At 64.8% G+C, this 26789-nt stretch carries 26 protein-coding genes; 10 read left to right on the forward strand and 16 right to left on the reverse strand.

The genetic code is table 11. From position 1 onward, the window contains the following. The 6 genes from QAT43_RS04670 to QAT43_RS04695 all read left to right on the forward strand — a co-directional run. The coding region (locus tag QAT43_RS04670; protein WP_305041881.1) for an AAA family ATPase at positions 1-507 on the forward strand (507 nt) is incomplete at its 5' end. 12 nt (positions 508-519) lie between these two features. Continuing rightward, positions 520-1893 (forward strand): CpaF family protein, encoded by a 1374-nt coding sequence (locus tag QAT43_RS04675; protein WP_305041882.1) that lies wholly within the window; start codon positions 520-522, stop codon positions 1891-1893. A 16-nt stretch (positions 1894-1909) separates the two neighbouring features. Continuing rightward, positions 1910-2887, forward strand: coding sequence for a type II secretion system F family protein (locus tag QAT43_RS04680; protein WP_305041883.1), 978 nt, complete (start codon positions 1910-1912; stop codon positions 2885-2887). Positions 2888-2896: 9 nt separating this feature from the next. Then, positions 2897-3886, forward strand: a complete 990-nt coding sequence (locus QAT43_RS04685) for a type II secretion system F family protein (protein WP_305041884.1) — start codon at positions 2897-2899, stop codon at positions 3884-3886. 16 nt (positions 3887-3902) lie between these two features. Then, complete coding sequence (locus tag QAT43_RS04690; RefSeq protein ID WP_305041885.1) at positions 3903-4847, forward strand: tetratricopeptide repeat protein; 945 nt, start codon at positions 3903-3905, stop codon at positions 4845-4847. 85 nt (positions 4848-4932) lie between these two features. Further along, positions 4933-5766, forward strand: coding sequence for a hypothetical protein (locus tag QAT43_RS04695; RefSeq protein ID WP_305041886.1), 834 nt, complete (start codon positions 4933-4935; stop codon positions 5764-5766). A 132-nt stretch (positions 5767-5898) separates the two neighbouring features. Here the strand turns inward: QAT43_RS04695 and cls are convergent, their stop codons facing one another. The 6 genes from cls to QAT43_RS04725 all read right to left on the reverse strand — a co-directional run bounded on the left by cls (position 5899) and on the right by QAT43_RS04725 (position 11003). After that, a complete protein-coding gene (cls, locus tag QAT43_RS04700) occupies positions 5899-7329 on the reverse strand; it encodes a cardiolipin synthase (protein ID WP_305041887.1) in 1431 nt (476 codons plus the stop codon). Between the two features lie 139 nt (positions 7330-7468). Then, on the reverse strand, positions 7469-7801 hold the full coding sequence (locus QAT43_RS04705) for a hypothetical protein (protein ID WP_305041888.1): 333 nt from the start codon (positions 7799-7801) through the stop codon (positions 7469-7471). A gap of 120 nt (positions 7802-7921) precedes the next feature. Continuing rightward, positions 7922-8431 carry a rubrerythrin family protein gene (locus QAT43_RS04710; protein ID WP_305041889.1) on the reverse strand — a complete coding sequence of 170 codons (510 nt, stop codon included), beginning with the start codon at positions 8429-8431 and terminating at the stop codon, positions 7922-7924. A 112-nt stretch (positions 8432-8543) separates the two neighbouring features. Further along, a complete protein-coding gene (locus QAT43_RS04715; protein WP_305041890.1) occupies positions 8544-9200 on the reverse strand; it encodes a potassium channel family protein in 657 nt (218 codons plus the stop codon). A 14-nt stretch (positions 9201-9214) separates the two neighbouring features. Then, positions 9215-10579 (reverse strand): TrkH family potassium uptake protein, encoded by a 1365-nt coding sequence (locus QAT43_RS04720; protein WP_305041891.1) that lies wholly within the window; start codon positions 10577-10579, stop codon positions 9215-9217. Between the two features lie 4 nt (positions 10580-10583). Next, positions 10584-11003 (reverse strand): ferritin-like domain-containing protein, encoded by a 420-nt coding sequence (locus QAT43_RS04725; RefSeq protein ID WP_305041892.1) that lies wholly within the window; start codon positions 11001-11003, stop codon positions 10584-10586. Between the two features lie 182 nt (positions 11004-11185). Between QAT43_RS04725 and QAT43_RS04730 the strand changes: the two genes are divergently transcribed. Then, positions 11186-11638: a hypothetical protein gene (locus QAT43_RS04730; RefSeq protein ID WP_305041893.1), complete on the forward strand. Its 453-nt coding sequence runs from the start codon at positions 11186-11188 to the stop codon at positions 11636-11638. A gap of 58 nt (positions 11639-11696) precedes the next feature. On the opposite strand, the gene QAT43_RS04735 is transcribed toward QAT43_RS04730, so the two are convergent. The 10 genes from QAT43_RS04735 to nadA all read right to left on the reverse strand — a co-directional run bounded on the left by QAT43_RS04735 (position 11697) and on the right by nadA (position 25100). After that, entirely contained in the window at positions 11697-12101 is a 405-nt protein-coding gene (locus tag QAT43_RS04735; RefSeq protein ID WP_305041894.1) for a PEGA domain-containing protein, read from the reverse strand. 319 nt (positions 12102-12420) lie between these two features. Beyond that, positions 12421-15276, reverse strand: coding sequence for an excinuclease ABC subunit UvrA (gene uvrA, locus QAT43_RS04740; RefSeq protein ID WP_305041895.1), 2856 nt, complete (start codon positions 15274-15276; stop codon positions 12421-12423). A gap of 46 nt (positions 15277-15322) precedes the next feature. Continuing rightward, positions 15323-15622: a NadS family protein gene (gene nadS, locus QAT43_RS04745; protein ID WP_305041896.1), complete on the reverse strand. Its 300-nt coding sequence runs from the start codon at positions 15620-15622 to the stop codon at positions 15323-15325. Then, on the reverse strand, positions 15600-15935 hold the full coding sequence (locus QAT43_RS04750) for a type II toxin-antitoxin system RelE/ParE family toxin (RefSeq protein WP_305041897.1): 336 nt from the start codon (positions 15933-15935) through the stop codon (positions 15600-15602). The genes nadS and QAT43_RS04750 overlap by 23 nt, the downstream gene beginning before the upstream one ends. A gap of 72 nt (positions 15936-16007) precedes the next feature. Further along, positions 16008-17417, reverse strand: coding sequence for a phosphoglucomutase/phosphomannomutase family protein (locus tag QAT43_RS04755; protein ID WP_305041898.1), 1410 nt, complete (start codon positions 17415-17417; stop codon positions 16008-16010). Further along, positions 17414-18418 carry a 4-hydroxythreonine-4-phosphate dehydrogenase PdxA gene (pdxA, locus tag QAT43_RS04760; protein ID WP_305041899.1) on the reverse strand — a complete coding sequence of 335 codons (1005 nt, stop codon included), beginning with the start codon at positions 18416-18418 and terminating at the stop codon, positions 17414-17416. Before pdxA ends, QAT43_RS04755 begins: the two co-directional genes overlap by 4 nt. A gap of 183 nt (positions 18419-18601) precedes the next feature. Continuing rightward, positions 18602-19564 carry a SurA N-terminal domain-containing protein gene (locus QAT43_RS04765; RefSeq protein ID WP_305041900.1) on the reverse strand — a complete coding sequence of 321 codons (963 nt, stop codon included), beginning with the start codon at positions 19562-19564 and terminating at the stop codon, positions 18602-18604. A gap of 84 nt (positions 19565-19648) precedes the next feature. Further along, positions 19649-20608 (reverse strand): peptidylprolyl isomerase, encoded by a 960-nt coding sequence (locus QAT43_RS04770; RefSeq protein ID WP_305041901.1) that lies wholly within the window; start codon positions 20606-20608, stop codon positions 19649-19651. 14 nt (positions 20609-20622) lie between these two features. Further along, positions 20623-24117, reverse strand: a complete 3495-nt coding sequence (mfd, locus tag QAT43_RS04775) for a transcription-repair coupling factor (protein ID WP_305041902.1) — start codon at positions 24115-24117, stop codon at positions 20623-20625. Positions 24118-24185: 68 nt separating this feature from the next. After that, positions 24186-25100 carry a quinolinate synthase NadA gene (nadA, locus tag QAT43_RS04780; RefSeq protein WP_305041903.1) on the reverse strand — a complete coding sequence of 305 codons (915 nt, stop codon included), beginning with the start codon at positions 25098-25100 and terminating at the stop codon, positions 24186-24188. 169 nt (positions 25101-25269) lie between these two features. On the opposite strand from nadA, the gene QAT43_RS14825 reads away from it, so the two are divergent. The 3 genes from QAT43_RS14825 to QAT43_RS04795 form a co-directional block, all read left to right on the forward strand. Beyond that, positions 25270-25620, forward strand: coding sequence for a twin-arginine translocase TatA/TatE family subunit (locus QAT43_RS14825; protein WP_305041904.1), 351 nt, complete (start codon positions 25270-25272; stop codon positions 25618-25620). Further along, positions 25610-26398, forward strand: a complete 789-nt coding sequence (gene tatC / locus QAT43_RS04790) for a twin-arginine translocase subunit TatC (protein ID WP_305041905.1) — start codon at positions 25610-25612, stop codon at positions 26396-26398. The genes QAT43_RS14825 and tatC overlap by 11 nt, the downstream gene beginning before the upstream one ends. Positions 26399-26428: 30 nt before the next feature. After that, the coding region (locus QAT43_RS04795) for an ATP-binding cassette domain-containing protein (RefSeq protein ID WP_305041906.1) at positions 26429-26789 on the forward strand (361 nt) is incomplete at its 3' end.

Raw genomic sequence — 26789 nt, forward strand, 5'->3', positions numbered from 1 at the left:
CGCGAGCCCGAGGACAGCGGCTCGGTACACGGCACCCAGGTCAAAAAGGTGCTGCACCTGGCCAAGAGCCTCTACGACCATGTGGTGGTCGACTGCACCTCAATGCTCATCGACGAGTGTTCCCTGGAGGCGTTTCAGGCCTCGGACCGCATCTTCATTCTCACCGACCTCTCGGTCCCGGCGGTGCGCAACGCGGCGCGCCTTAATCAACTCATGCAGAAGCTGCGCATCGCGCCGGACAAGGTGGAAATCCTGGTCAACCGCTTCACCAAGGGGGGCACGCCCCTGCAGGATGTGGAAAGCATCCTGAAAAAAACGGTTTTCTGGCTTTTCCCCAATGACTTCGAGGACGTCATCGGCTCCATCAATGCCGGCATCCCCCTGGTCAAGAGCAAGCCGGGCTCGCCCTTCGCGAAAAACATCCTGGAATTCATCGACAAGCTGCAAAATCCCGCCGGCCAGCCGCATTACCGAGGCGCCAAGGGATTTTTGGGCAAAGCCATCTGAGGGAGGTGACGCGTGGCGCTGAGGGAACTGTTCGCACGCAACAAAAAGGCGGCTTTGGCCGGCGACCTGTTCGATGAGGTGGAAATCCCTCAGCCCGGGGCCCTCGCCGCGCCGGAGCGGGACGAGTCGTTCTACGAGCTCAAGCACCGCATTCACGGCCAACTGGTGGATGAAATCAATCTGACGGCCCTGGAGTCCCTGGACAAGGAGGAGATCGCGCCGGAGATCAACGACATCGTGCAGCGCCTGCTGCTGCGCGAAAAGGTGGTGTTCAACGAGCAGGAGAAAAACGACCTGGCGACCGAAATCCTCGACGAGCTCAAGGGCCTGGGGCCGCTGGAGCCGCTGCTTAAGGATCCCACGGTGTCGGACATCCTGTGCAACACCTACCGCGAGATTTTCGTCGAGCGCTTCGGCCTGCTGGAAAAGACCTCCCTGCGCTTTCGCGACAACGCGCATCTGATGAACATCATCGACCGCATCGTCTCGCGGGTGGGACGGCGCATCGATGAGTCCTCGCCCATGGTCGACGCGCGCCTGCCCGACGGTTCGCGCGTCAACGCCATCATCCCGCCCCTGGCCATCGACGGGCCGATGCTCTCCATCCGCCGCTTCGCGGTGCAGCCGCTCAAGGCCGAGGATCTGGTGCGCAACCAGTCCCTCACGGCGGAGATCGTCCAGTTGCTCGAAGGCTGCGTCAAGGCCAAGCTCAACGTCCTGATCTCGGGGGGCACCGGCGCCGGCAAGACCACCCTGCTCAACATTCTGTCGAGCTTCATCCCCGACAACGAGCGCATCATCACCATCGAGGACTCGGCCGAGCTGCAACTCCAGCAGCCCCATGTGGTGCGCCTGGAGACGCGGCCGGCGAGCATCGAGGGCACGGGCATGATCCACCAGCGCGACCTGGTGCGCAACAGCCTGCGCATGCGCCCGGACCGCATCGTCGTGGGCGAGGTGCGCGGCCCCGAGGCCTTCGACATGCTCCAGGCGATGAACACCGGCCACGAGGGGTCGCTCAGCACCGTTCACGCCAACAGCCCGCGCGATTCCCTGACCCGTCTGGAGTCGATGATTCTCACCACCGGCTTCAACCTGCCCGAGCAGGCCATGCGCTTCATGATCTCCTCGGCGCTGGATATCGTCGTTCAGATCTCGCGCTTCACCGACGGCACGCGGCGGGTCAAGTCCATCACCGAGGTGGTGGGCATGGAGGGGCAGATGGTGACGCTCCAGGACATCTTTGTTTTCGACAAGCGCGGCATCGACGAACGCGGGCGGGTGATTGGCCGTTTTCAGCCGACGGGCATTCGCCCCAAGTTCGCGGAAAAGCTCGAGCTGGCGGGCATCGACCTGCCGGAAGAGCTGTTCACCGCGCGCGACTGAGAAAGGGCCTGCTGTCATGGACCTGCTGACCCTGCTTTTGCTGCTGACGGTGTTTGTTTTCGTCGCCTCACTGATCGGCCACCTCTATCTGCTGTGGGCCGACAGCCAGTTTTCCCAACGCCAGGTGATCAAGCGGCGCCTGCTCAACATTTCGGCCGGCGGCCGTCACGGCGAGCAGCGCTTCGAGCTGTACAAGGAAAAGACCCTGCGCGACGTCAATCCCCTGGCGCGGCTCTTCTATCAGCTGCCGCGCTCCGCCAGTCTTGATCGTCTGCTGGTCGGGTCGCGATCCTCGTTGAATGCCTCGACCTTTGTCCTGCTCAGCCTGTCCCTGGGCGCCGGCGGTTTTCTCGTCGGGGCCAAATTCCTGCCCCATGCCCTGGCCGCGGTGCTGCTGGGCAGCGCCCTGGCGGCGATTCCCTATCTGCTGCTGAAAGTGGCCGAAAGCAAAGTGCGCGGCCGCTTCTTCGAGCAATTGCCCGACTGCCTGGATCTCATGGCACGCGCGGTGCGCACCGGCCATGCCATCTCCTCGGCCATGGAAATCGTGGTGAGCGAGATGGACGATCCCATCAAGGGCGAATTCGCCGAGGCGGTGGACGAGGTCAAGTTCGGCATTCCCCTGGAGGATGCCCTCAACAACATGTGCGCGCGCATGCCGCTCACGGAGCTGCGCTACTTCGCCATCACGGTGATGGTGCACAAGGAAACGGGGGGCAACATCGCCGAAAACTTCGACAACCTGAGCCGGCTGATCCGCGAGCGCCTGCAGTTCGGCCGCCAGCTCAAGGCCCTCACCGCCGAGGGACGGCTGTCGGCGGCGATCCTCTTTTTCATGCCCATCGCCATGTTTGCCTACATCTACATGGTCAATTACGACTATCTTTCCCTCCTGTGGACCGATCCCGTCGGCAAGTCTCTCACAATGGGCGCCCTGGCCGCGCAGGTGGCCGGCTTTTTCGTCATGCGGCGCATGGTGGATGTGGAAATCTAGGAGTTGCTCATGGCTGCGGTTCTCAACGAAATCTACCGATTGTTCGGCGACGCGACCTACCTGGTGCTGATGGGCATGGTGTTTCTGGCCGTGGCCCTGATGGTCGGTGGCCTGGTCCTGCTGGTTCTGCAGCGCGATCCCCTGCGCGCCCGCATGAGCAAGTTCGTTCCCGCCACCCAGGCGGCGGGCGGCGGCCGCGGCGTGCTGCTCAAGGACGAGGAAGGCTCGACCCTGGTCAAAAAGATCAGCGAGCCCATCTACAAGGCGGTGGCACCCCAGGAGGAGGGCGAGCAGAAGAAGGATCGCCTGCTGCTGATCCAGGCCGGGTTCCGCTCGAAAACGGCCTATCGCACCTACATGGTGGTGCGCTTTGTCTGCCTGATCCTCTTTCCCCTGGGATTTTTGTTCACCGCCTTTTTCTACAAGCTGTCGGCGCCCGCCCTCATCGCCGGGCTGGGCATCTCGGCCATCGGGTTTTTCCTGCCGTCCCTGGTCGTGGGATTTCTTGCCGGGCGGCGCAAGCAGGAGATCGCCCGCGCCCTGCCGGATGCCCTGGACCTGATGGTGGTCTGCGTCGAATCAGGCCTGGGGTTGGATATGACCTTCAAACGGGTGGGCGAGGAAGTGCGCCCCCTGAGCAAGGCCCTGAGCGACGAGTTTTACCTGACCACCAGCGAAATCCGCGCCGGCAAGGCGCGCAGCGAGAGTTTTCGCGCCATGGGCACGCGGACCGGCGTTCAGGAGGTCAACAACCTGATGACCATTCTGGTGCAGTCGAGTCGCTTCGGCACGAGCATGGCCAAGGCGCTGCGCGTGCATGCCGACGCCATGCGCGTCAAGCGCCGCCAGCTGGCCGAGGAGAAAGCCGCCAAGGTCTCGGTGAAATTGGTGTTTCCGCTCATTTTCTTCATTTTTCCGGCCCTCATGATCGTCATCGGCGGGCCGGCGTTCATCCGCATCTATCGGGTGCTGCTGCCGTCCTTGAGCGGCGGGGGCTAGGGGCAGGGGAAAAACGATGATGAGACGATCCTGGCTGGTTCTGCTGGTTTTTTGGCTGGGGGCGGCGGGCTGCGCCTCCACCGTGAACACGCGGCCCTTGCCGCTCTCGACGGACAACCCGGAACTTGTCGGTGCCGCCGAGGGCGCCGAAGATGCCGAGAGCGCCGAGCGCCTACGCAATCTGCCGGCCGCGACGCACTTGGAGCGCGGCGCGACGGCTCTGCGGCAGGGCAGCCTGCCCATCGCCAAGCTGCATTTTTCCATGGCGGTGGCCAAGGATCCCGAGTTGATCGATGCCTACCTGGGCTTGGGCCATACCAGTTTTCGCGAAGGCCAGCTTGCCGCCGCCAAAGCCGCCTTCGCCAAGGTTCTGGAAAAGGATGCCGAGCACGTGCCGGCCCTGTTGGCCCTGGGCACCGTCTTTCGCCATGAGGGTAGCTACGAGGAGGCCTTGACTCACCTGCGGCGCGGCAGCGCGCTTCAGCCGGACAATCCCCTGCTGCTCACGGAGATGGCCCAGGCCTGCGAAGGTCTCGGCCAGGATGCCGAGGCCGAGGCCTACTACCGGCAGGTCATCACCCTGACGCCGCGCGTCGCCGGCGCCTACAACAATCTCGGCTTCAACCTGCTGCTGCAGGAGAAATATCCGGAAGCCGTGCGGGTTCTGGAGCAGGGGCTGAGCCTCGCGCCGGACAACCGCCGGCTCATGAACAACCTGGCCCTGGCCTATGCCCTGCACGGCGACGCGCGGCGCGCCCTGCAACTCTTCGAGCAATCCCTGGGCAAGGCCGCGGCCTATAACAATCTCGGCTACCTGCTCATGGTGCAGGGCTTTTTCAAGGATGCCGAACTGGCCCTTAACCGCGCCCTGGAATCCAACCCCGTATATTACGTCCGCGCCCGCGAAAATCTCGACCAGGTGCGCTACCGGGCGGGCGAGGGGCGGAGTTTGTTTGATTGAGGGCCGGAACGGCAACCGGGGAGGAAGCGTTCAAGGAATTTTTTGCAAGCGAAGGGTCATTTTTCTATGAGGGGGATTGACGGGCGTGCAGGATTCTGCGCCCATTGGCTGCCTGCAAAAGGCGATATTTCAAGGAGCGGATGATATGAAGAAGATGGTGGGGTTCTTGCTTGGATTCTTGTTGTTGCCGGGGCTGTGCTGGGCCCAGAACATCGGGCCGGGGGTTCCGGTCAAAAACCTGCCGGGAAAAATGGCCAGCCCGAATTTCGGCATCGGGTATGCCTTTCATCAGGCGGAATGGGAGGACGCGGATTTCGAGGGGCACCGGGTCTACGGGCATTTTGGGGCGGTCTTTGGTGATGAGAGTACCCCGAATTATGAGGTCTTTCTCCGTGTCGGCCTGGCATCCCTGGAGGTTGACCTGGGCAATTTCGACGGCCGCAACTACAAGTTCAAGAGCGACACCGAGCCGATGTTTGGGGTTGGCATCAAGGGGATGTTCTACCAGGGCGAGGTTTTTGGCTGGGGCGGCGTGCTCCAGGGCCTCTACATCGATTCCTTCAAGGACAGCATCACCCTGGTCGATACGGATCTCAATGCCCGAGCCAGGCTCAATCTGACCCTGGAAAAGTATTGGGAGGCCGAGTTGGCCTTCCCGATTCATGCGCGTCTCAACAAGGACAGCCTGGTCTATTTTGGCCCCATGCTCTATGGCTCCGGCGCGGACGCCGTAGCGAACGTTCTCGTGGAGGCGGGGGATCTGGCCTTGGGCGGGAATTTTGAGGACAAGACCGATGAGGATAAGATTATTGGCATTTTCGCCGGCTTGGCATTGCGGTTTGAAAACGTCTCCTTTGAGCTCGAAGCGAAATACAAGAGCGATCTTTCCGCCGGTGCCTTGCTGACTTTCGCGTTCTGATCCCTTTTTCGCATTCCGCCAGAACGCTAGCCGGGCCATTTCAATCGAAGTGGCCCGGTTTTTTGTCATCAGCGCCTTAGGCATGGGGGATTGGGACAAAGTGTCCTCCTGGCCCGGGCGCTGATGCCTGGTTCACAGATACGGCGAAAACAGCTTGAAGAAGCAGGTGTAGAGGCGCCGCGGCAGGCTGCGGCCGTCGATTTCGGCGAGGGTGAGTTGGTGGGCGCGCAAGATGTTTTCGTCGCAGTGGGCCGTGAGTTCGGCGACGAGGGAGCGGCTGTAGACTTCGAGGTTGAATTCGAAGTTGAGGCGGATGCTGCGCGGGTCGATGTTGGCCGAGCCGATGAGGGCGAACTCGTCGTCGACCAGCAGCAGCTTGCTGTGCACGAAGGGCGGCGGCAGGAGATGGATGTTGATGCCGTAGCGCACCAGCTCCCAGAAATAGGCCTCCGAGGCCCAGGCGACGAAGGGCAGGTTGTTCTTGCTCGGCAACAGGAGATCGACCCGCACCCCGCGCAGACCGGCGGCGTTGATGGCCGAGATCAGGGCGCGGTTGGGAATGAAGTAGGGCGTCATGATGCAGATGCGCTTGCGCGCGCTGTTGAGGGCGCCGACGATGATCCAGTGGAGTTTTTCGTAGTCCTCGTTGGGGCCGGAGCTGATGCCGCGGCAGAAGGCGTCGCCGTCCTCCAGGGGTTGGGGCAGGCGGTTCATCATCAGGCGTTCCTTGGTGCAGAAGCCCCAGTCCTCCATGAAGGCTTCCTGAAGATGGGCGACGGCGGGCCCTTGCACCTGGAAATGAATGTCGATGACGCGCTGCGGATTGTCGGCGCGGGCGGCGAGGTGCCGGTCGCCGATGTTCATGCCGCCGGTAAAGCCGAGAACGTCGTCGACGACGAGCAGCTTGCGGTGATTGCGCAGGTTGAAATAAATGCCGTGGCCCGGCAGGGAGGGCGGCAGGAACTGCGCCACGCGCACCTTGGTGCCGCGCAGCAGGCGCCGGGCGGTGGGGAAGGAATAGTGCTCGCCGAGGGCGTCGACCAGCACCCGGACCTCGACCCCGCGCTCGGCGGCCTCGGCCAGGGCGGCGATGAAATCACGGCCGGTCTGATTGGAGTCGAAAATGTAGGTGGCCAGATGGATGGTTTCGCGCGCGTCGCGGATGGCGGCGAGCATGCGCGGATAGGCCTGCTCGCCGTTGTGCAGCACCTCGAGGCGATTGCCGGGGATCAGCGGACGGCGCGTGACATGATCGGAAAGGCTGAGGAGCGCCGAGAAGTTTTCCTGACGAAAAGGCACGTTGGCGGAAAAATCCGCCGACCAGGAACAGACTTCCGGATCGACCCAGGGCAGGCCTTCGCCGCGGCTTTGCCAGTCGCGGGCGCGAATGCGGATGCGGTTGACGCCGAATACCCAGTAGACGAGGGGCCCGAAGCCGGGCACGGCGAGGCAGGCGACGATCCAGCCCAGGGCGGCGCGCGGATCGAGCTTGTTGAGCAGGGCGTGTCCGGCGCTGAAGACTCCGACGGCGGTCAGAGCGAGCCAGAAAAGAGTGATCAGCACTGGGCCCCCTGTGGCACGAAAGGGCACCGGGCCTCAATGGGCAGACCCGGTGCCGTCGAGTGGTTCTCCGAAGGGTTAGAGCGGGAAAATAAAGTTTTTCAATAATACCAAAGGTTTCGCCGGCGTCTACAGCTTTTTTTCAGCGGCGCAGGCTGGTGGCGCAGCGTGGGCAGGTGAGCATGCTGGTCGAGGGCACTCGGTGCCCGCAGGTGGGGCACTGGAAGAAGTACTTGCAGTGCTTGCACTGAATTTCCGCCAGCCCCTGGCGCTTCTTGCACTTGGGGCAGATGCGGTACATCTTGCGCTTGTCGATATAGTCGAGAAAGATCAGGCCGCAGCGCGGGCAGGCGTCGATTTCACGGCTGCTGATCTTGGTTTCGCAGCTGGGATTGGGGCAGACGAAAATCGCCTTGCAGCCGCTGCACCAGTATTTGCCTTTCTTGAGTTCTTTGCAGACGGGACACTTGTCCATGATGAACACCTCGCTGGGTAAAAACCTTGGCTCAGGCATGCCGCCCCGTGGGGAACCCGGACCCGAAAAAAAAACCGGGTCCCACCGGGACCCGGTTCGGGATGTGCTGCGGTTGGGGAATCAGTCGATCTTGTGGAAGGCGTTCTTGCCAGCGCCGCAGACCTCGCAGGGGCCGCTGGGCTCGCCTTCGAGGGTATGGCCGCAGACCTGGCAGACATAGTAGTCGACGTCGGTATTCTTGCCTAGGTTGTCGAGGGCCTTCTGGTAGAGGCCGGCGTGGACTTTCTCCACGACGTTGGCGAACTTGAAGCTGCGCAGGGCCTCGGTGAAGCCCTCCTGCTCGGCCTCGACGATCATCTGCGGGTACATGTCCATGAACTCGTGGGTTTCGCCGCTGATGGCCTCGCGCAGGTTGTCGCCGGTGGCGCCGATGCCCTTGAGGGCGCGCAGATGCGCATGGGCGTGCACGGTTTCGGCGGCTGCGGCGGCGCGGAACAGCTTGGCGACCTGGGGAAAGCCGTCAAGATCGGCTTTCTTGGCGAAGGCCAGGTACTTGCGGTTGGCCTGGGATTCTCCGGCAAAGGCTTCCTTGAGGTTCTTCTCGGTTTTGCTTCCGGCAAGATCAGCCATGGATGGGCATCCTTCCTGTGAAATTTTTCCGGTATCCGCCGCGCGGGCGTCCGGCAACTCGTCCATTGTAGCGATCAAGGCGTCCTTGTCAATCGGGATCAGGCGGCGGTCTCTAGCCCAGGGCGCGCTCAATGTCCTGGGAGCGGCCGACGAAGACCAGCAGGTCGCTGTCCTTGATGACATGGTCCGCGGGCGGCGAGAGGGTGAAATGATCGGTGAGGACATCCTTGATGCCGATGATGGTGACCTGGTAGCGGCGGCGCAGGTCGAGTTGCGCCAGGGTTTTCCCGTTGAAGCCCGCGGGGGGCGCCACCTCGGTGATGGAATACCCTTCGCCCAGGGGAAGATATTCGAGAATGTTGGGCATGGAGAGGTTGCGGGCGATTTTTTCGGCCATCTCCTTTTCGGGAAAAATGACCTCGCCGGCCCCGACCTTTTCCAGGATGCGGCCATGGTCGGCGTTGACCGCCTTGACCAGGATGTTGCGCACCTTGAGTTCCTTGAGATAGAGGGTGACGAGGGTCGCCAGATCGGAGCGCTCGCCGGTGGAAATCACGACCGCGTCCATCTCGGCGAAGCCCTGGCGGTGCAGGAACTCGCGATCGGCGGCGTCGGCCACCAGGGCAAAGGTGCAATGCTCCTGAATGCGATTGACTTTCTCCCGGCTGATATCCACGGCGACGACGTCGTGGCCGTTGCGATAGAGGGTTCTTGCCACATGGTAGCCGAAATTGCCGAGACCGATGACGCCATAGCGTTTGCGTGCCATTTTCCTTGTCCTTTTCAGCCGATCATGATGTTTTCCTCGCCGTAGCGCGGCGCGTTGCTTCGGAGCCGTCGCACGATGGCGAAGGCGACCGTCAGCAGGCCGACGCGGCCGACGAACATGAGGACGATGATGACCAGTTTGCCGGCATCGCCCAACTGCGCCGTCCCACCGAGGGACAGTCCCACGGTGGCAAAGGCCGACACCGCTTCGAAGACATAAAGCAGGAATTCGCCGTGGCTATCCGTGAAGGCTTGCCCGGGAAGTTGCACCGCCAGGAGCAGGAAAATCGCCGTGCCGAGCAGCACCAGCGCGAGCATGGCCAGGGACAGGGCCTTGGTCGCGTGTTCCTCGGGAATGGTGCGGTGAAAGGCCGTCGTATGGGGCGAGCCGCGCAGGCGGCTGACGATGAGGGCGACGAACACCGCCAGGCTGGTGGTTTTGATGCCTCCCCCGCACGAGCCCGGCGAGGCGCCGATAAACATGAGAAAAAGCATGAGAAACAGGGTCGGCGTGCCGAACAGGCCGAGATCCACGGTGTTGAACCCTGCGGTGCGGGTGGTGACGGACTGGAACAGGGCAATCCACAGGCTTTCGCCGAGGGGGCGCCCTTGCAGGGAGAGGGATCGTTCCAGAAGAAAAATCATGGCGGCGCCGCCCAGGATCAACGCGGCGCTGGTCCACAGCACCAGGCGGCTGTGCAGGGACAGGCGCTTGCGTTCGGCGGCGCGGGCGCAACCGAAAATTTCCCGAATGACGAGAAAGCCGATACCGCCGAGAATAATCAGTGCCATGATCGTCAGATTGACCAGGGGGTGGCCGCGATAATTCTCCAGGCTGTTGGGAAACAGGGCGAAGCCGGCGTTGCAGAACGCCGACACCGCATGGAACAAGGCATGATAGGCGCCCCGCGTCCAGCCCATTTCGGGGATGAAGGCCAGGGCCAGCAACAGAGCGCCCGCTCCCTCGATGAGCAGGGCGAAAAGGAGGATGGTACGCACCAACTCGCCCATGGAGGCAACGGGGGTATGCATAAGGGTTTCATGGATGATCCAGCGACCGCGCAGACTGACCCCCTTGCGCAGGTAAAAAAAGAGCAGCACGGAGAAGGTCATCACGCCGAGGCCGCCGATCTGGATGAGGACCAGAACAACCAATTGGCCGAAAAGGGACAGGTCGCTGCCGGTGTCGACCACCACCAAGCCGGTGACGCATTGGGCCGAGGTCGCGGTGAAGAGCGCGTCGATGAAGGACAGGGGCGCGTGGCTTGATGCCGCGGGAAGCGTCAGCAGGGCGGTGCCGAGGGCGATCGCCGCCAGGTAATAGACAATCAGGGCCGTGTTGGGAGACAGCTCCCGGCGTCTTGGTCGCGGAGACCTCATGAATCTAGCTGCTGATCAGGCTGTCGAGCAGTTCGAGGTGGCGCTCCTCGATGGCGAGAATGTGGCGCAGAATCTGGGCGAGGGAATCCAGGCCGAGGGCTTCCGCCTGGAAGATGCGGCTCTGGTAGCGGGCGATGGCGTCCTGCTCGCCGCGCCGATCCTGGCCGAGCAGGGTGAGCGGGTCGTCGCTGGTGCGGGCGCGAGGGGTGTGGACATCGGGACGCCCGCCGAGCAGGCGGATCTGCTCGGCTAGGATCAGGGCATGGGCCAACTCGTCGCCGGCCAGGTTCTGCAGTTGCTCGCCGAGGGCGGCGGCGCGCGGATTAAGCATGCCGAAATGCTGGGTATATTGGATGACCGCCATGTATTCCAGGCGCAGATCGCGGTTGAGCAGGGTGATGAATTCTTCGAGGCTGGGCGTCACCGGCGTCTCCCTGGGAGGGTGGAAATCCGTGGACCGCTGCCAAGTATAACGCGTCGGATGTAAAAAAACAGGCCGCCAGGGTTCTTTACGCCTTTATCTGGACTTGCCAGGGTAGGCGCCAGCCCTTAGAATCGATTTCAAGGGCAACGACTTAGTGAATTCAGCAGGATGGGAGAAGCGTCATGAGCGAATATCGCCTGGAGAAGATCGAACGGGAGGTCGTCCTGTTTTTGGTGGACGGTCTGGTGCTGGAAGGGGTGGTGTTCGTCAGCGCTTTTGCCTATGGCCACAGCGGCGCCCAGACTCTGCTGGAACTGTTGCGGGAAATGGAGCCGTTTCTGCCCTTCCGTGATCGCGACGGCACCTTTCGCCTGATCAACCGCGCGGCCATCAGCCATGTGCGCCATGTGCCGGAGGACTATGTGGAGCCGCCTCCCCTCGGCGCCCGGGTGGGCGCGCGTCTGTTCTTCTTCGGCGGCGAGACCCTGGAGGGATCGGTTAGTTTGGAGATGCCCGAGGACAAGTGCCGCATCAAGGATTTTCTTAACGTCGCGCCGGTGTTTTTTCCCCTGGATGCCGGCCATGCCCACTACGTGGTCAATTCCCGCCAGATCCACCAGGTGATTCCCCTCTGACGAAAAAAGGCAGACCCCGCTGGGTCTGCCTTGTGGCTCCAAAAGAAGCGAAATTGTCTCAGAGGCGCGGCAGATCGACGGTCTCGCTGACGGCGGTGAGGGTCGCGGCTTCTTCCTTCATGACGATTTCGTAGGAATCCTTGAGTTTCTTGGTGAACAGCGTGCCCAGCCACAGCGGGCTCCACACCACCCCCGCCGCCAGCCACTTGCTCCGCTCCCGGGCGTCCACCTCATCGGCCTTCACCTGATAGTTGATGTCCTCGAAGCCGGCCTTTTCCAGGGTCACGTCCAGGCGCTGCCCGGCGCTCAGGCTGTAGTTGAGGGTGCAGGGCGTCACGCCGATTTCCCGTCCGTCGACGTAAACGGTGGCGCCTGCCGGTTCGGAGATGAACAGCGCCTGTTGCTTGGCGCAGGCCGAGGTGAACAGAGCCAGAAGCAGGATCGCGACCACTTTCTTGAACATGCCGAACCTCATACCTTGAGAGTAAACCGAGGGAAGGACAGGAAGCGACCGGTTGACGCCGGCCGGGACTTCCTTAGAAAGCATGAATCGTGCCTTTTCGCGGGAGGTCGGAAAAAAACTTGTGGCCTGGGGCTGCGCCGCCAGGCCGCGAGTTTGAGATTTTAGGGAGTTGCACGGGAAAAAGAAAAGTTGCGGAGAAACCATGACTTGCTCGATTGGCAGGCGAACCCTGACAAAATTTGGACAACTCAGGCCCAGGGGCTGGTGAATTCGCCACACTGGTTGACAGGTCGTGTGTTGCTCGTGCCACAGGGCGCGCTTAGAGCTGTAGGTAGGGCCGCAGGTAGCGGCCGGTGTGGGAGCGGCTGACGCGCGCCACCTCCTCGGGGGTGCCGCAGGCGACCAGTTCGCCGCCTTGGTCGCCGCCCTCGGGGCCCAGGTCGATGAGAAAATCGGCGCTCTTGATGACGTCGAGGTTGTGCTCGATGACCAGCACCGTGTTGCCGGCATCGACAAGGCGCTGCAGCACGTCGAGCAGCTTCTGGATGTCGGCGAAATGCAGCCCCGTGGTAGGTTCGTCGAGGATGTAGATGGTGCGGCCGGTGGCGCGGCGGCTGAGCTCCTTGGCGAGTTTGACGCGCTGCGCCTCGCCGCCGGAGAGAGTGGTGGCGCTCTGCCCGAGCTTGAGGTAGCCCAGGCCGACCTCGCGCAGGGTGTCGAGCTTGGCGCGCAGGCGCGGGATGTTTTCGAGAAAGGCGGCCGCCTGGTTCACCGTCAGGTCGAGAACCTCGGCGATGTTCTTGCCCTTGTAGCGGATCTCCAGGGTCTCGCGGTTGTAGCGCGCGCCGCGGCAGACCTCGCAGGTGACGTAGACGTCGGGCAGAAAGTGCATCTCGATCTTGAGGATGCCGTCGCCCTGGCAGGCCTCGCAGCGTCCGCCCTTGACGTTGAAGGAAAAGCGCCCGGCCTTGTAGCCGCGCACCTTGGCCTCGGGCAGTTGGGCGAAGAGCTCGCGGATGTCGTTTAACAGCCCGGTATAGGTGGCGGGGTTGCTGCGCGGGGTGCGGCCGATGGGCGCCTGGTCGATGTCGATGACCTTGTCGAGATGTTCCAGGCCGCTCAAATCCCGCACCTTGCCGGCTTTTTCCTTGCTGCGGTTCAGTCGCTGCCCCAGGGCGCGAAACAGGGTGTCGATGATCAGGGTGGACTTGCCCGAGCCCGACACGCCGGTGACGCAGGTGAAGACCCCGAGGGGAATGCGCACGTCGATGTCGCGCAGGTTGTTCTCGCAGGCGCCCTTGATGACGAGGTAGCGCTCGCCGGTGCGGCGCGCGGCGGGCAGGGGGATGCTCAGGTCGCCGGCCAGGTAGCGACCGGTGAGGGAGGCGGGGTTGGCGAGCAGGTCCGCGGGGCGGCCCGCGGCGACGATTTCGCCGCCGTGAACCCCGGCCCCCGGCCCCAGGTCGAGGACGTAGTCGGCCTCGCGGATGGTCTCTTCGTCGTGCTCGACGACCAGCACCGTATTGCCCAGGTCGCGCAGTTTCTTCAGGGTATCGAGCAGGCGCCGGTTGTCGCGCTGGTGCAGGCCGATGCTCGGTTCATCGAGGATGTAGAGCACCCCGCTCAAGGCCGCGCCGATTTGCGTGGCGAGGCGGATGCGCTGGCCTTCGCCGCCCGAGAGGGTCGCAGCGCCTCGTTCCAGGCTCAGGTACGCAAGGCCGACATGGGCGAGAAAGGCCAGCCGCTCACGGATTTCCTTGAGCACCCGGCGGGCGATCTCGGCTTTCTGCGGCGGCAGTTCCAGGGCCGTGAAAAAGTCCAGCGCCGCCGTGATGGAGAGGGCGCAGACCTCGTGGATGTTCTTGCCGCCCAGGGTCACGCACAGGGCCTCGGGGCGCAGGCGCGCACCTCCGCAGCTCGGGCAGGGCATGCGGTTCATGAAGCGCTCCAGGGTTTCACGCGTCCCTTCGGCGTCGGTTTCCTGGTAGCGGCGTTGCAGATGCGGGATGACGCCCTCAAAGGGCTTTTCGTAGAAGTGGCGACGTCCCCCCTGATCGAAGAAAAAACGCACCGGCTCCGTGCCCGAGCCGTGCAGCAGCACCTGGCGCAGTTTGGCGGGGAGTTGGGCGAAGGGTGTGCTGACGGAGAAGGAGAAGTGCTCGGCGAGGGCTTCGAGCAACTGCTGATAGTAGACGCCGCCGCGGCTTTCCCAGGGCACGATGGCGCCCTCGCGCAAGGACAGCTCGGGATTGGGCACCACCAGCTCCGGGTCGAAATAGGTGCGCGTGCCCAACCCGGCGCATTCCGCGCAGGCCCCCTGGGGATTGTTGAAGGAAAACATGCGCGGCGTGATTTCCGGCAGGGACAGGCCGCACTCGATGCAGGCATGGCGCGCCGAGAACAGCACCGGCGAGTGTAGGAACGCGGCATGCTGCGCCCCCTCGGGTTCCGCCACCCCCCCGACGATCTCCACCCGCGCCAGGCCGTCGGCCAGCTTCAGCGCGGTTTCCAGGGAATCGGCGAGGCGCGTGGCGATGCCCTCCTTGACCACCAGGCGATCGACGACCACTTCCAGGGTATGGGGCTTGTTCTTGTCGAGGGCCGGCACCTCGCTCAGCTCATGCATTTCGCCATCAATGCGGATGCGCACGAAGCCCTCGGCGAGCAGCTGCTTGAGTTCCTTGCGGTATTCGCCCTTGCGTCCCCGCACCATGGGCGCCAGGAGCAGCAGGCGGGTCTTCTCCGGCCAGGCGAGAATCTGATCGACCATCTGCTGCACGGTCTGGGCGGCGATCTCGCGGCCGCAGCCCAGGCAGTGCGCGGTACCGGCGCGGGCAAAGAGCAGGCGCAGGTAGTCGTAAATTTCCGTGACCGTGCCCACCGTGGAGCGCGGGTTTTTCGAGGTGGTCTTCTGCTCGATGGCGATGGCCGGGGACAGCCCGTCGATGCTCTCGACATCGGGCTTCTGCATCTGCTCAAGGAACTGGCGGGCGTAGGCGGAAAGGCTCTCGACGTAGCGCCGCTGCCCCTCGGCGTAGAGTGTGTCGAAGGCCAGGGTCGACTTGCCCGAACCCGAGACCCCGGTGATGACCACCAGCTGTTCACGGGGGATGTCGACGTCGAGGTTCTTGAGGTTGTGCTCGCGGGCGCCGCGAATCTGGATGTATTTGGTCATGAGGTTTGTGTCGAGGAGGGCCGGCCCGTCGACTCTTGTCGATCCCTCAGGCCGCGCGCCGGTGCAAAGCGCGCAGCGCCGCCTCCGGCTCGCGCTCGAAAACCGTCAACAGGGCGGCGGCGGCACCGGTTGGGGTGCGCCGGTGCTGTTCCCAGTTTTGCAACGTCTTGACGTTGACGCGCAGCAGGCGGGCAAATTCCATCTGCGACAGGCCGGTGCGTTCGCGGATCGCCTTGACGTCGGGCGCCGCGGCGGTGAACGTACGCGATGGCGCGGATTCCCCGCGGGCGATTTGTACCGCCTCCTTCATGCTCTGCTTGAGTTCATCGAAGATGCTTGGCTTCATGGTTCAACTCCTTGGCCAGAGATCGCAGTTCGGCCAGTTGCTCGCCGGTAAGGTTTTCCTGTCGCCCCTTGGCATAGGCCAGCAGCATGAAAATAACCCCGACGTCGTTTTGCCAGTAATAGATCAGCCGCCCGCCGCCGCGTTTTCCCATGCCGGGGCGGGCGAACCGAAACTTGCGGATTCCGCCTCCGCCAGGTATGACTTCGCCGACCTGAGGATTGGCCGCCAAGTGCGCCTGCACCAACCGATAATCGTCGTCCGGCAAGAGAGCCGAGATTTGGCGGGTGAAGGTCGGTGTTTCGATGATGCGCATGCCCCCTCCTTCAGGATTATACGCCAATGGCGGACATGCGCCAGCTAAAATCCCCACCAAAAGGGCATTTCTTCAAGAATCACTCGGCTCCCCGAGCAGCTTTTCGCCGCAGGCGAGCAACTCCTCGGCCAGGGCGGCCTCGGGGGCCTCGGCGTAAAGGCGCGCCAAGGGTTCGGTGCCCGAGACGCGCAGCAGCAGCCAGGCGTCTCCCGCAAGCAGCCACTTGACGCCGTCGCTGCGATTGGTGGCGAGCACCTCGCGGCCGCACAGCCGTTGCGGGCTCAGGGCGGCGATGCGCCGGTGCATGTCCGCGCAGTGCATGACGGGCAGCCTCAGGCTGCTCTGGCGGTAGTGCAGGGGACCGAAGCGGGCTTGCAGATCCTCGCGCAGGGCGCTCAGCGTAGAGCCCGCCGCACCCAGGGCTTCCAGCAGCAGCAGCGCGGCGAGCTGCGCGTCGCGGTCGGGCAGATGGCGGGGGATGCCCGGCGCGCCGCTTTCTTCGCCGGCCATGAGCACGTCGTCATCGAGAATCGCCTGGCAGGCATGCTTGAAGCCGATGGCGGTCTCGCTCAGGGGCAGGTCGTGGGCGCGGCAGATGCGATCGATCAGGTGCGTGGTGGAGACGGATTTGACTACCCGGCCGCGCCCGCCGCGTCCTTCGACCAGATAGCGCAACAGCAGGGGAAAGAGCACCTGCGGGCCGCAGTAGGCGCCGGTTTCGTCGATGGCGGCGAGCCGGTCGCCGTCGCCGTCGACGGCCAGGCCGAGGGTCGCCTCGCCGCGCTGGATAAGGCCGCCGAGCAGGCCGAGATGCTCGGCACTGGGGTTGGGGGCATGGCCGTCGAAGGCGGGATTTTCGTCGCCGCGCAGTTCTAGGGCGCAAAAGCCTAGATCCGTGAGCAGGGGGGCGAGAATGCCGGCGGCGGCGCCGTGCATGACGTCGATGGCCACCTTCTGCCGCGCGCGACGCAGGGTGGCAGGGGCGAAGCACTGGGCGAGATGCCGGCGGTAGGCGCTCAGGCCATCGAAGAGACGGATCTGGCCTTGCGGGCGCGCGACCGGGGTTGCGGCGGGCCGCCGGAGCAGGCCTTCGATGCGGGCCGTCACCGCTGGGCGCGCGCTGCCGCCGAACTGCTCCTTGAGTTTGAGGCCGCTGTACTGGGGCGGGTTGTGCGAGGCGGTGACGATGATGCCGGCGGCGGCGTGTTTGTCCCGCACCGCCCAGGAGATCGCCGGGCTGGGCAGGAACTGATCCGTCAGCCAGACGTCGAAGCCGCGCGCCGCGCCGGTATCCGCCACTTCGCGGGCAAACGCTCGGGACTGAAAGCGCCGATCGTAACCCACCACCAGGCCCTGCTCGGCCAGCCCCTGCTCGTCGAGATAGCTCAGGATCGCGCGCGTGACCTCGGCGACCCGGGCGAAGGTGAAGTCGCGGGCGATGATGCCCCGCCAGCCGTCGGTGCCGAATCGGGGGCCGCTCATGTCCGGCACTCCGCCATCCGCGCGGCCAGGCGCACGGCGGCGGCCAGGCTGGCGTAACTGGCGCGGCCGCTGCCGGCAAGGTCGTAGGCGGTGCCGTGGTCGACGGAGGTGCGCACGATGGGCAAACCCAGGGTGAGATTGACGGCATCCTCGAAGTGCAAGAGCTTCAAGGGAATCAGGCCCTGGTCGTGGTACATGCAGATCACCGCGTCATGGCTGCCCTGCACGGCGAAGTGAAAAAGCGTGTCGGCGCTGTGCGGCCCGTCGGCGGCGATACCTTCGGCTTGCGCGGCGGCGATGGCCGGGGCGATAAGGCGTTGCTCTTCATCGCCGAACAGACCCTGTTCACCGGCATGGGGATTGAGGGCGAGCACCGCCAGACGCGGGCGAGGCAGGCCGAAAAAGCGTTGCAGGTCGCCATGGGTGATGCGCAGGGTGCGCAGAATGGCTTCGCTGGTGAGCACGCGAGGCACCTCGCGCAGGGCCAGGTGGGTGGTGACCAGCGCCACCCGCAGGCGCGCGCCGGCCAGCATCATGACCACCTGATCAACCCCGCAGCGTGCCGCGAGCAGTTCGGTATGGCCGGGAAAATCACAGCCGGCGGCGTGAATCGCCGCCTTGTTGATGGGCGCGGTGACCATCCCCGCGGCTTCGCCCGCCAGGCAGCGGGCGCAGGCCCATTCGATGTAGGCGAGCATGGCGCGGCCGCAGGCGGCATCGGGCGCGCCGTAGCGCAGGCGCGCGGCATCCAGGGTCGAGAGGGCGGCGACGCCCAGTTCGCGCCCGCCCACACGCAGGCGGTGAGTCGCCAGGCCGTCGCCGGCGGCGATGGTGCAGGACTGGCCGAAGAGCGCGGCGGCGCGTTGCAGCACGCCGAGGTCGCCGGCGACCACCGGCGGGCGCTCCAGATCCGCGAAGGCCCCGTCGAGCAGGGCCTTGAGGATGATTTCCGGGCCGACTCCGGTGGGATCGCCCTGGGTGATGAGCAAGGGTCGGGTCATGTGGCTCCGCCGGGTCTCGCCGGCCATCCCTCGGCAGGCTGATGAAAAACGCCCATCTGCGGCGTTGTCCTCACCCCTCGTCAACGACGTGCCTTCCAGGTACGCCTTTTTCCTCAGGATTTCGTCCGCCTTGCATCTGGACATTTTTGATCAGGCGCGGAAACCGAGTTTTTCAGCAACCTGTTAGATGCGGATGTCGATGAAGGCATCCTTTTTCAGCCCGGCGCTCCACTCGCGAAAGCGCGTCTCGCGTTGTTGCTCGAGCAACTGCCGGCGGATGTCTTCCTTGACCGTGTCGAACTGCCGGATGGGCCCGGGATTGCGCGATTCGAGCTTGAGGATGTAGAACCCCTCGGGATTTTCGATGAGCTCGGTGATCTGCCCGTCTTCCAGCCCGGCGATGGCGCGGGCGAAGGAACTGCTCAGTTCCTCCTCGGTGAAGGTGCCGAGGTTGCCGCCCTCCACGCCCGGATCGGTGGAATAGATGAACAGGGTGGAGTAGAAATCCTCCCCCTGGCGCAGCAGGGCCAGGGCCTCGCGGGCGCGCTCGCGGATGGCTTGCACCTGGGTGTTGGTCAGGGTGGCGCCGGAAGGGATGGAGAACACCAGGTAGGAGAGGGTGACCGTGGGGTCGCCGCGGTATTCCTCGATATGCTCGCGGAAATAGTCGCGCACGTCCTGGGTGCTGACCTCGACCTTGCTCTGCACCTCGTGGCCGATGAGCTTGAAGCGCAGAATCTGCCGGCGCAGGCGCTCGCGGTACTCGTCAAAGGTCAGCCCCTGGGCGCTCACCGCCTGTTGCAGTTGGTCGCGGCTGATCTGATTCTGGCGCAGCACGTCGGCGATGGCCTCGTCGAGTTCCGCGTCGCTCACCGCCAGGCCGAGATTTCTCACGCGCTGCATGACCAGGGACTCCTCGATGAGGCGATCGAGGACTTCGCGGCGCAGGCCGGCGTACTCGGCGGCCGGCAGGTTGCGGCCGCGAGCCTCGACGGCCATCTGGGTGGCGAGTTCCTTTTCGAGCTGATAGGTGGTGATGATGTCATCGTTGACCACCGCGGCGATCTTGCTCAGCACCTCGGCGGCGCCGGCCGGCGCGGCGCCCAGCAGCAGGGTGAGAAGCAGCAGTCGCAGTATCATTTTCATGGGGATCATCCGTCGCAAGAGGAAAAAGACCGGTCATGGACAGCCGTCATGCCGGGTGGCGCCGGGAAGCGGGCGCGTCTTTAGCTAGAGCAGTTGCCAGTTGACGTCGATGCGCGCCTTGGCTCCCAGCTCCATGAGCCATTCCTGGTAGGCCTGCTCCTCCTTGGCGCGGCGCAGCAACGCCTCGATTTCGGCGGCGGCCTCGGCCTGGGAGAGGCTGCGGGTCTCGCGCTTGTCCTCGACCAGAAAGATATGGAACCCGTAATCGCTTTTCACCAGATTGCTGAGTTCGCCGACGGGCAGGTTGAACACCACCTCATCGAACTCGGGCGGCATTTCCCCCTGGGGGAAGTAGCCCAGGTCGCCGCCGTTTTCGGCGTCCGGTGACAGGGAGAAGAGCTCGGCCATCTCGGTGAAGGACGCGCCCCTGCGCAACTGGGCGAGAACCTCCCGTCCCTGATCCTCGCTGTCGAGGACGATCTGGCGCGCGCGCACCTGGGCGGGACGGTCGAACTCGTCCCGATGGCTCTGGTAGTAGGCGGCGATCTCGTCGTCGGAAACCTGGATGCGCCCGTGGATCGCGCCCGCCAGAACCTTTTCCATGAGCAGGCGCTCTTCCAACTCGGCGCGCCACTGGGCGAGGCTTATGCCCTGGGTCTGGAGCAGTCGGTCGAATTCGTCGTCGGGGTAGTCGCGACGATAGTCGGCCAGGGCCGCCTCGACCTCCTCGGGCGTGACGCTCAGCCCCAGGCGGCGCGCCTCGGCCAGGGTCAGCACGCGATCGATGACCTGGCGCAGAAAGGCGCGCTTGAGCTCGTCCTTTTCGTCCTGGCCGAGGGCGTGATCGGGGGGCAGGGTTTGCTCGAACTGCCGGTTGAACTCGTCGAGGGTGATGCTGAGGCCGTCGATCTGGAGCAGAACGGGCGCCGCCGCGGCGTCGGGGGAGCGGTCGCGGCAACCCGCGGCGCCCGCCAGAAGCGAGAGGGCGGCAAGCAGGGCGAAAAGCCGGGAAATTTGGGAAAGGGGCCCCTGGTTCATAGGCATGAAAAGGCACGCTATCATAGCTGGCAAAACCCTTGCAATTCTTTTTTGGCGACATCCAGAACCTCGTCCCGCGCCATGCGGCCGAGGTCGATACTCAGGCGATAATCGGGGGTAAAGCGGTAGTTGCCGCCGGGTTTGTGCAGGCAGGCGAGGATTTTTTCCGGCGGCACCGGCGTGCCGGCCTGAAAGCCGAGCAGCAGGTGGCGCCCGGTGTATTCGGCCGATTCCACGCGCAGCCGCTTCATCAGCACGCGCAGCTTCATCACCTCGAGGAGCAACTGCGCGGGGGGCGGCAACTCGCCGAAGCGGTCGCGCAACTCATCGGCCACGGTGTAGAGGATTTCATCATCCTCGGCGGCGGCGAGCTTTTTATAGAACACCAGGCGCTGGTTGGGATCGGGCATGTACTTTTCCGGGAGAAAAGCGCTCAAGCCCAGGCGGATGTCCGGGTCGATCCGTTCCTCGCGCTCAAGGCCCTTGAGCTCGGCGATGGTTTCCTCGAGCAGTTCGGTGTACATCTCGAAACCGATGGCGGCGATCTGTCCCGACTGGTTGGCGCCGAGCAGATCGCCGGCGCCGCGCAACTCGAGATCGTGGCTGGCGATGCGAAAGCCGGCGCCGAGATCGGAGAGCTCCTGGAGGATGCGCAGCCGCTCGCGCGCCTCGCGGGTCAGGGTCGCCTCGCCGGGAATCAGCAGGTAGGCGTAGGCGCGGTGGCGCGAGCGCCCCACCCGGCCGCGCAGCTGATAGAGCTGGGCCAGGCCGAAGCAGTCGGCGCGGTTGATGAGGATGGTGTTGGCGCGCGGGATGTCGAGGCCGTTTTCGATGATGGTGCTGCACACCAGCACGTCGCTTTTGCCCTCGATGAAGCCGACCATCACCTCCTCGAGCTGCTTTTCGCCCATCTGGCCGTGGCCCACCGCGACCTTGGCCTCGGGCACCAGGGTCTGGATGAACTCGGCCATGGCGTCGATGTTCTGCACGCGGTTGTGGACGAAGAACACCTGGCCGCCGCGCCGCAGTTCGCGCAGGATGGCGTCGCGGATCACGTCGTCGTCGAAGCGCGTGACGTAGGTGCGCACCGCCAGCCGATCCACCGGCGGGGTGTCGATCACCGAGAGGTCGCGCAGCCCGGCGAGGCTCATGTGCAGGGTGCGCGGGATGGGCGTGGCGGTGAGGGTCAGCACGTCCACGGCGGCGCGCATCTTCTTGAGCTTTTCCTTGTGGCTGACGCCGAAGCGCTGCTCCTCGTCGATGATCAGCAGGCCGAGATCCTTGAATTTGACGTCGCGTTGGATGAGGCGGTGGGTGCCGATGAGAATGTCGACCTTGCCGGCGGCGGTGCGCTCGAGTACCTCGCGCACCTCGGCGGGGCTGCGAAAGCGCGACACCATTTCGACGCTCAGGGGGTAATCGGTGAGGCGCTCGCGAAAGGTTTGCCAGTGCTGGCGGGCGAGCACCGTGGTGGGCACCAGCAGCGCCACCTGCTTGCCGTCCTCCACCGCCTTGAAGGCGGCGCGGATCGCCACCTCGGTCTTGCCGTAGCCGACGTCGCCACAGACGATGCGATCCATGGGCCGCTCCTGCGCCATGTCGGCGAGCACCTCGTCGATGGCCTGCTGCTGGTCGGGGGTTTCCTCATAGGGAAAGGCCGCCTCGAACTCGCGGTAGAGCCGGTCGGGGGGCGAAAACTGAAAGGCATCGGCCATCTCGCGGCGCGCGTAGATCTGCAGCAGCTCGCGGGCCAGTTCCTCGGCGGCGGCGCGCGCCCGCAGCCGGGCTTTTTCCCAGCCCTGGCCGCCCATCTTGTCGAGGCGCGGCGCATGGCCCTCGGCGGCGACGTATTTCTGCACCTTTTCGATGCGGTCGACGGGCAGGTAGAGCTTGTCGCCGCCGGCGTATTCGAGATGCAGAAAATCGCCTTCCATCTGGTCGAGCTCCAGATGGCGCAGGCCCCGATAAATGCCGATGCCGTGATCGGTGTGCACGATGAAGTCGCCCTCGCGCAGCTCGGCGAGGGTCGAGAGCATGGCGCGGGCGCGCGCTTCGGCGCGGCCGCGGCGGCGCCGGCGCGGGCCGAAGATCTCCTCCTCGGTAACCACGGCCAGGCGCTCGTCGGGCAGGCGCAGGCCGGCGGAGAGTTCGCCGAGCACCGCCAGGGGCCGGCCGGGGAGGGCGGCGGCGAATCCGCTCGTCGCGTCGACGGGCAGGTCGACTCCGTGGGGTGCCAGCAAGTCGCGCAGGCGCTCGGCCTGGCCGCGCTGGTGGCAGACCAGCAGCGTCTTCCATCCCAGGCGGCGCCATTCGTCAAGGCGGGTGACCAGCGGCTGGAGGCCGGCGCCGTCCTGGCGCAGGGCGGCGCGCAGATCGCCGTTGCCGGCGGCGGTGAAGCGGTAGCGGGGGCGGTCTTCCTCCAGGCGGTAGAGCTGGACGCCGCAAAAATCCAGGCGCAAGCGGGCGCGCAACTGGGTTTCGAGCTCGGCGGCGCTGAGGTAGAGCGCTTCGCAGGGGGGATAGGGATCGGCCTTGGCGGCGGCCCGCGCCGCCCCGGTGAGGGCCTCGGCGGCAAACAGGTCGGCCTCCTGTTCCACCGCGGGCGGATCGACCAGCACCCAGCGGCCCTCGCCGGCATAATCGAAAAAGGTTTCCAGTCCCGGGTAGTTGAAGGGCAGCAGAAAATGGCTGCCCGGGGGCAGCAGGCCCTCGCGCAGCGCCTCAAGCATCTGCTCGCGGCGCGGCCGGGGGATGTCGAGGGCGTCGCAGCGCTCCTTGAAGGCGCGCGCGAAGGTTTCCCAGTGGCGGCCGGTCAGGACCAGCTCGCGCGCCGGCAGTACGGACAACTCGCGCAGCTCCAGGGGCCGGGTGCGCTGGTCGGCCGCGTCGAAGGGGCGCATGCGTTCGATGAAATCACCGAAGAACTCGATGCGCACCGGCTCCTCGCGGGTCGGCGGGAAGAGATCGAGGATATCGCCGCGCACGCTGAAGGTGCCGCGATCCTCGCACAGGGGCACGGCCTGGTAGCCCAGTTCGGCAAGGCGGGCGAGCAGCGCGTTGCGCTCGTATTCCTCCTCGGCGACCAGGCGCAGGCTCAACTCGGCGAGAATCGGTCGGGGAATCAGGCGCTGCATGGCGGCGCGCACCGGCAGCACCACCGCACGGGCGCGCCCCTCAAGCAGGGCGAAGAGGGTGGCGATGCGCCGCGCCTCCACTTCAGGGTGGGGCGAAAGGGGCTCGAAGGGCGACACCTCCCACTGGGGGAAGTGCCAGATCTCCTCGGGGCGTCCCCAGTAGAAGGCCAGGTCCGCGGCCAGTTGCTCGGCGCTTTTCTGGTCGGTGGTGAGGATGAACAGGGGGCGCGCGGCGTCGCGCAGCTGGGCGGCGAGCAGCCAGGCGCCCGCCGAACCGGTGAGTCCGTGCGCTTCGACATGGCGCGCGCCGGCCTGCAGTTCGCGGCTGAGGGCGTGGGCCGTGGCGTGGGCGATGTCCGTCGTTTCGGGGGTGCTTTCCATGGCGCTGCAAGAGAAATGGGGCGTGCCGCGGCACGCCCCTGGGTTGGACAGGATCGGGTCTTGGGGGATCAGTCCCGCGGCACGGCGAGCATGCGGTCGAGGGCCAGCTTGGCCCGTTCGCGGACATCGCGCGGCACGGTGATTTCCGGGCTCATGGTCTGCAGGGCGCGCAGCAGCGATTCCAGGGAGGTCAGCTTCATATTCGGGCAGATCAGGCTGGGGCTGGGCAGGATGAAGTCCTTGTCGGGATTTTCCTTGCGCAGCCGGTAGAGAATGCCCATCTCGGTGCCGACGATGAATTTTTTCGCCGGACTGGTGCGGGCGAAGTCATACATGCCGCTCGTCGAGCAGATGTGGTGGGCCAGTTCGAGAATCTCCGGCGTGCATTCCGGATGGGCCATGAACAGGGCATCGGGATTTTCGGCCAGGGCCTGCTTGATCTCGGCGACCTTGAGGCGGTCGTGGGTGGGACAGTAGCCTTCCCAGAGATGGCAGCGCTTGTCCACGTGCCGCGCGATGTAGGCGCCGAGGTTGCGGTCGGGCACCAGCAGCACCTCCTCGGCGTCGAGAGAGCGCACCACGTTGATGGCGTTGGAACTGGTGCAGCAGATGTCGCTCTCGGCCTTGACCGCGGCGCTCGAATTGACGTAGGTGACCACCACCGCCCCGGGATGGCGGGCCTTCATGGCGCGCAGCTCCTCGGCGGTGACCATGTCGGCCATGGGGCAACCGGCGTCGGGACGCGGCAGCAGCACGATCTTGTCGGGGGCGAGGATCGCCGCGCTCTCGGCCATGAAATGCACGCCGCAGAAGACGATCACGGCGCGATCGGTGCGGGCCGCCTCCATGGACAGGGCGAGGGAGTCGCCGGTCACATCGGCGATCTCCTGGATCTCGTCGCGCTGATAATTGTGCGCCAGAATCAGCGCGTTGCGCTCGCGGGCGAGGCGGCGGATTTCATCCTTGATCTCTTCCTGATTCATAAACGATCCGTCCAATGCTAGAGAAAAGATGCGGTATACTAGTGCAAAAACCCTGATATGTCAAACCTTTATGGTTGATTTCCGGCTTGACACCCCGGGGCTTTGGGGCTATTCTCGCCTCTCGGAAAGCCGCCGTGCGCCCCTTTTCCCCCTGTGAGGTTGCCCAATCATGTTCGGAATCGGCATGCCCGAGCTCTTGCTCATACTCGCCGTGGCCCTGATCGTCATCGGTCCGAAAAAGCTGCCCGACATCGCCCGTGCCCTGGGGCGGGGATTGGCCGAATTCCGCCGCGCCACCGACGATCTCAAGCACTCCATCAACGTGGAGTCCCAAGTCAGCGACACCCGCGAGCGCCTGCTGCGCGAGGGCAAGATCAAGCCGCCCGGCGCCGCCGCGCCGGAGACGGAGGACGCAGCGGCGCAACCCGCCGTCGAATCCCCGGTCGCCGCGTCCCGCCCCGCGGAGTACCCCGCCGAACCCGCCGTCGACCCTCACCAGGAGCGCCGTCATGACGGATAAGGGCGCCGTGGGCGAGGAGCTGCCCTTTACCTCCCACCTGGAGGAACTGCGCAAGCGCCTGATCATCGCGGCGGTCGCCTGGCTGGTGGGTTTTCTCGCCTGCTACGGCTTTGCCGAACGGATCTTCGCCTATATCGCCACGCCGGTCAAGCAGGCGCTGCCCGAGGGCAGTTCGCTGGTCTTCATCACCGCCACCGAGCCCTTTTTCACCTACCTCAAGGTCGGCGCCGTGGCCGGGCTGCTGCTGGCCCTGCCGGTCATCCTCTGGCAGATCTGGATGTTCGTCGCCCCCGGGCTCTACGCCCACGAAAAGCGCTTCGCCGTGCCCTTCGTGCTGGCGAGTTTCCTGTGTTTTCTGAGCGGCACCTACTTCGGCTTTTTCCATGTCTTTCCCAACATCTTTACTTTTCTCATCAAATTCGGCACGGCCGCGGGCGATATCGAGGCGATGCTCTCCATGGGCGCCTACCTGAGCATTTCCACCAAGCTGTTGCTGGCCTTCGGCCTGGTTTTCGAGCTGCCCATCGTTATGTTTTTCCTCGGACGCATGGGGGTGGTCGACGCCCAGTGGATGCGCCGCAACCGCAAGTATGCCCTGCTGCTGGCCTTTGTCCTGGGCGCGGTGCTCACCCCGCCCGATGTCGTCTCCCAAACCGCTCTGGCCCTGCCCTTCGCCATTCTCTATGAGCTGAGCATCTGGATCGTGCGTTTCACCGGCAAGCGTCGCGCCGAGGAAACCGCCGACGAGGAGGCCCCCGCCTCCGACGCCTCGGCCTGAGGGGTGCCGCCGCTCTTTCGGGATTTTGCCATGGCGCAGCCCGCCCTCTCCATCTCCGCTGTGCGCAAAAGCTACGGCGCCGACACGGCGGTGCGGGATCTGTCCCTGGACATCGCGCCGGGAGAGATCTTCGGCCTGCTCGGCCCCAACGGCGCCGGCAAGAGCACCACCATCAACATGGTGGCCGGAGTGACCCGTCCCGATGCCGGAGAGATCCACATCTTCGGCCATGACAACCGTCGTGACTACCGCCTGACGCGGCGGCTCACCGGCGTCATGCACCAGGAAATCATCATCGACAATTTCTTCACCATCGAGCAGGCTCTCAAGATTCATTCCGGTTACTACGGCGTGGCGGACGATCCCGCCTGGCGGCGGGTGCTCATCGAGC

The organism is Geoalkalibacter sp., from assembly GCF_030604225.1.
Classification (GTDB): Bacteria; Desulfobacterota; Desulfuromonadia; order Desulfuromonadales; family Geoalkalibacteraceae; genus Geoalkalibacter.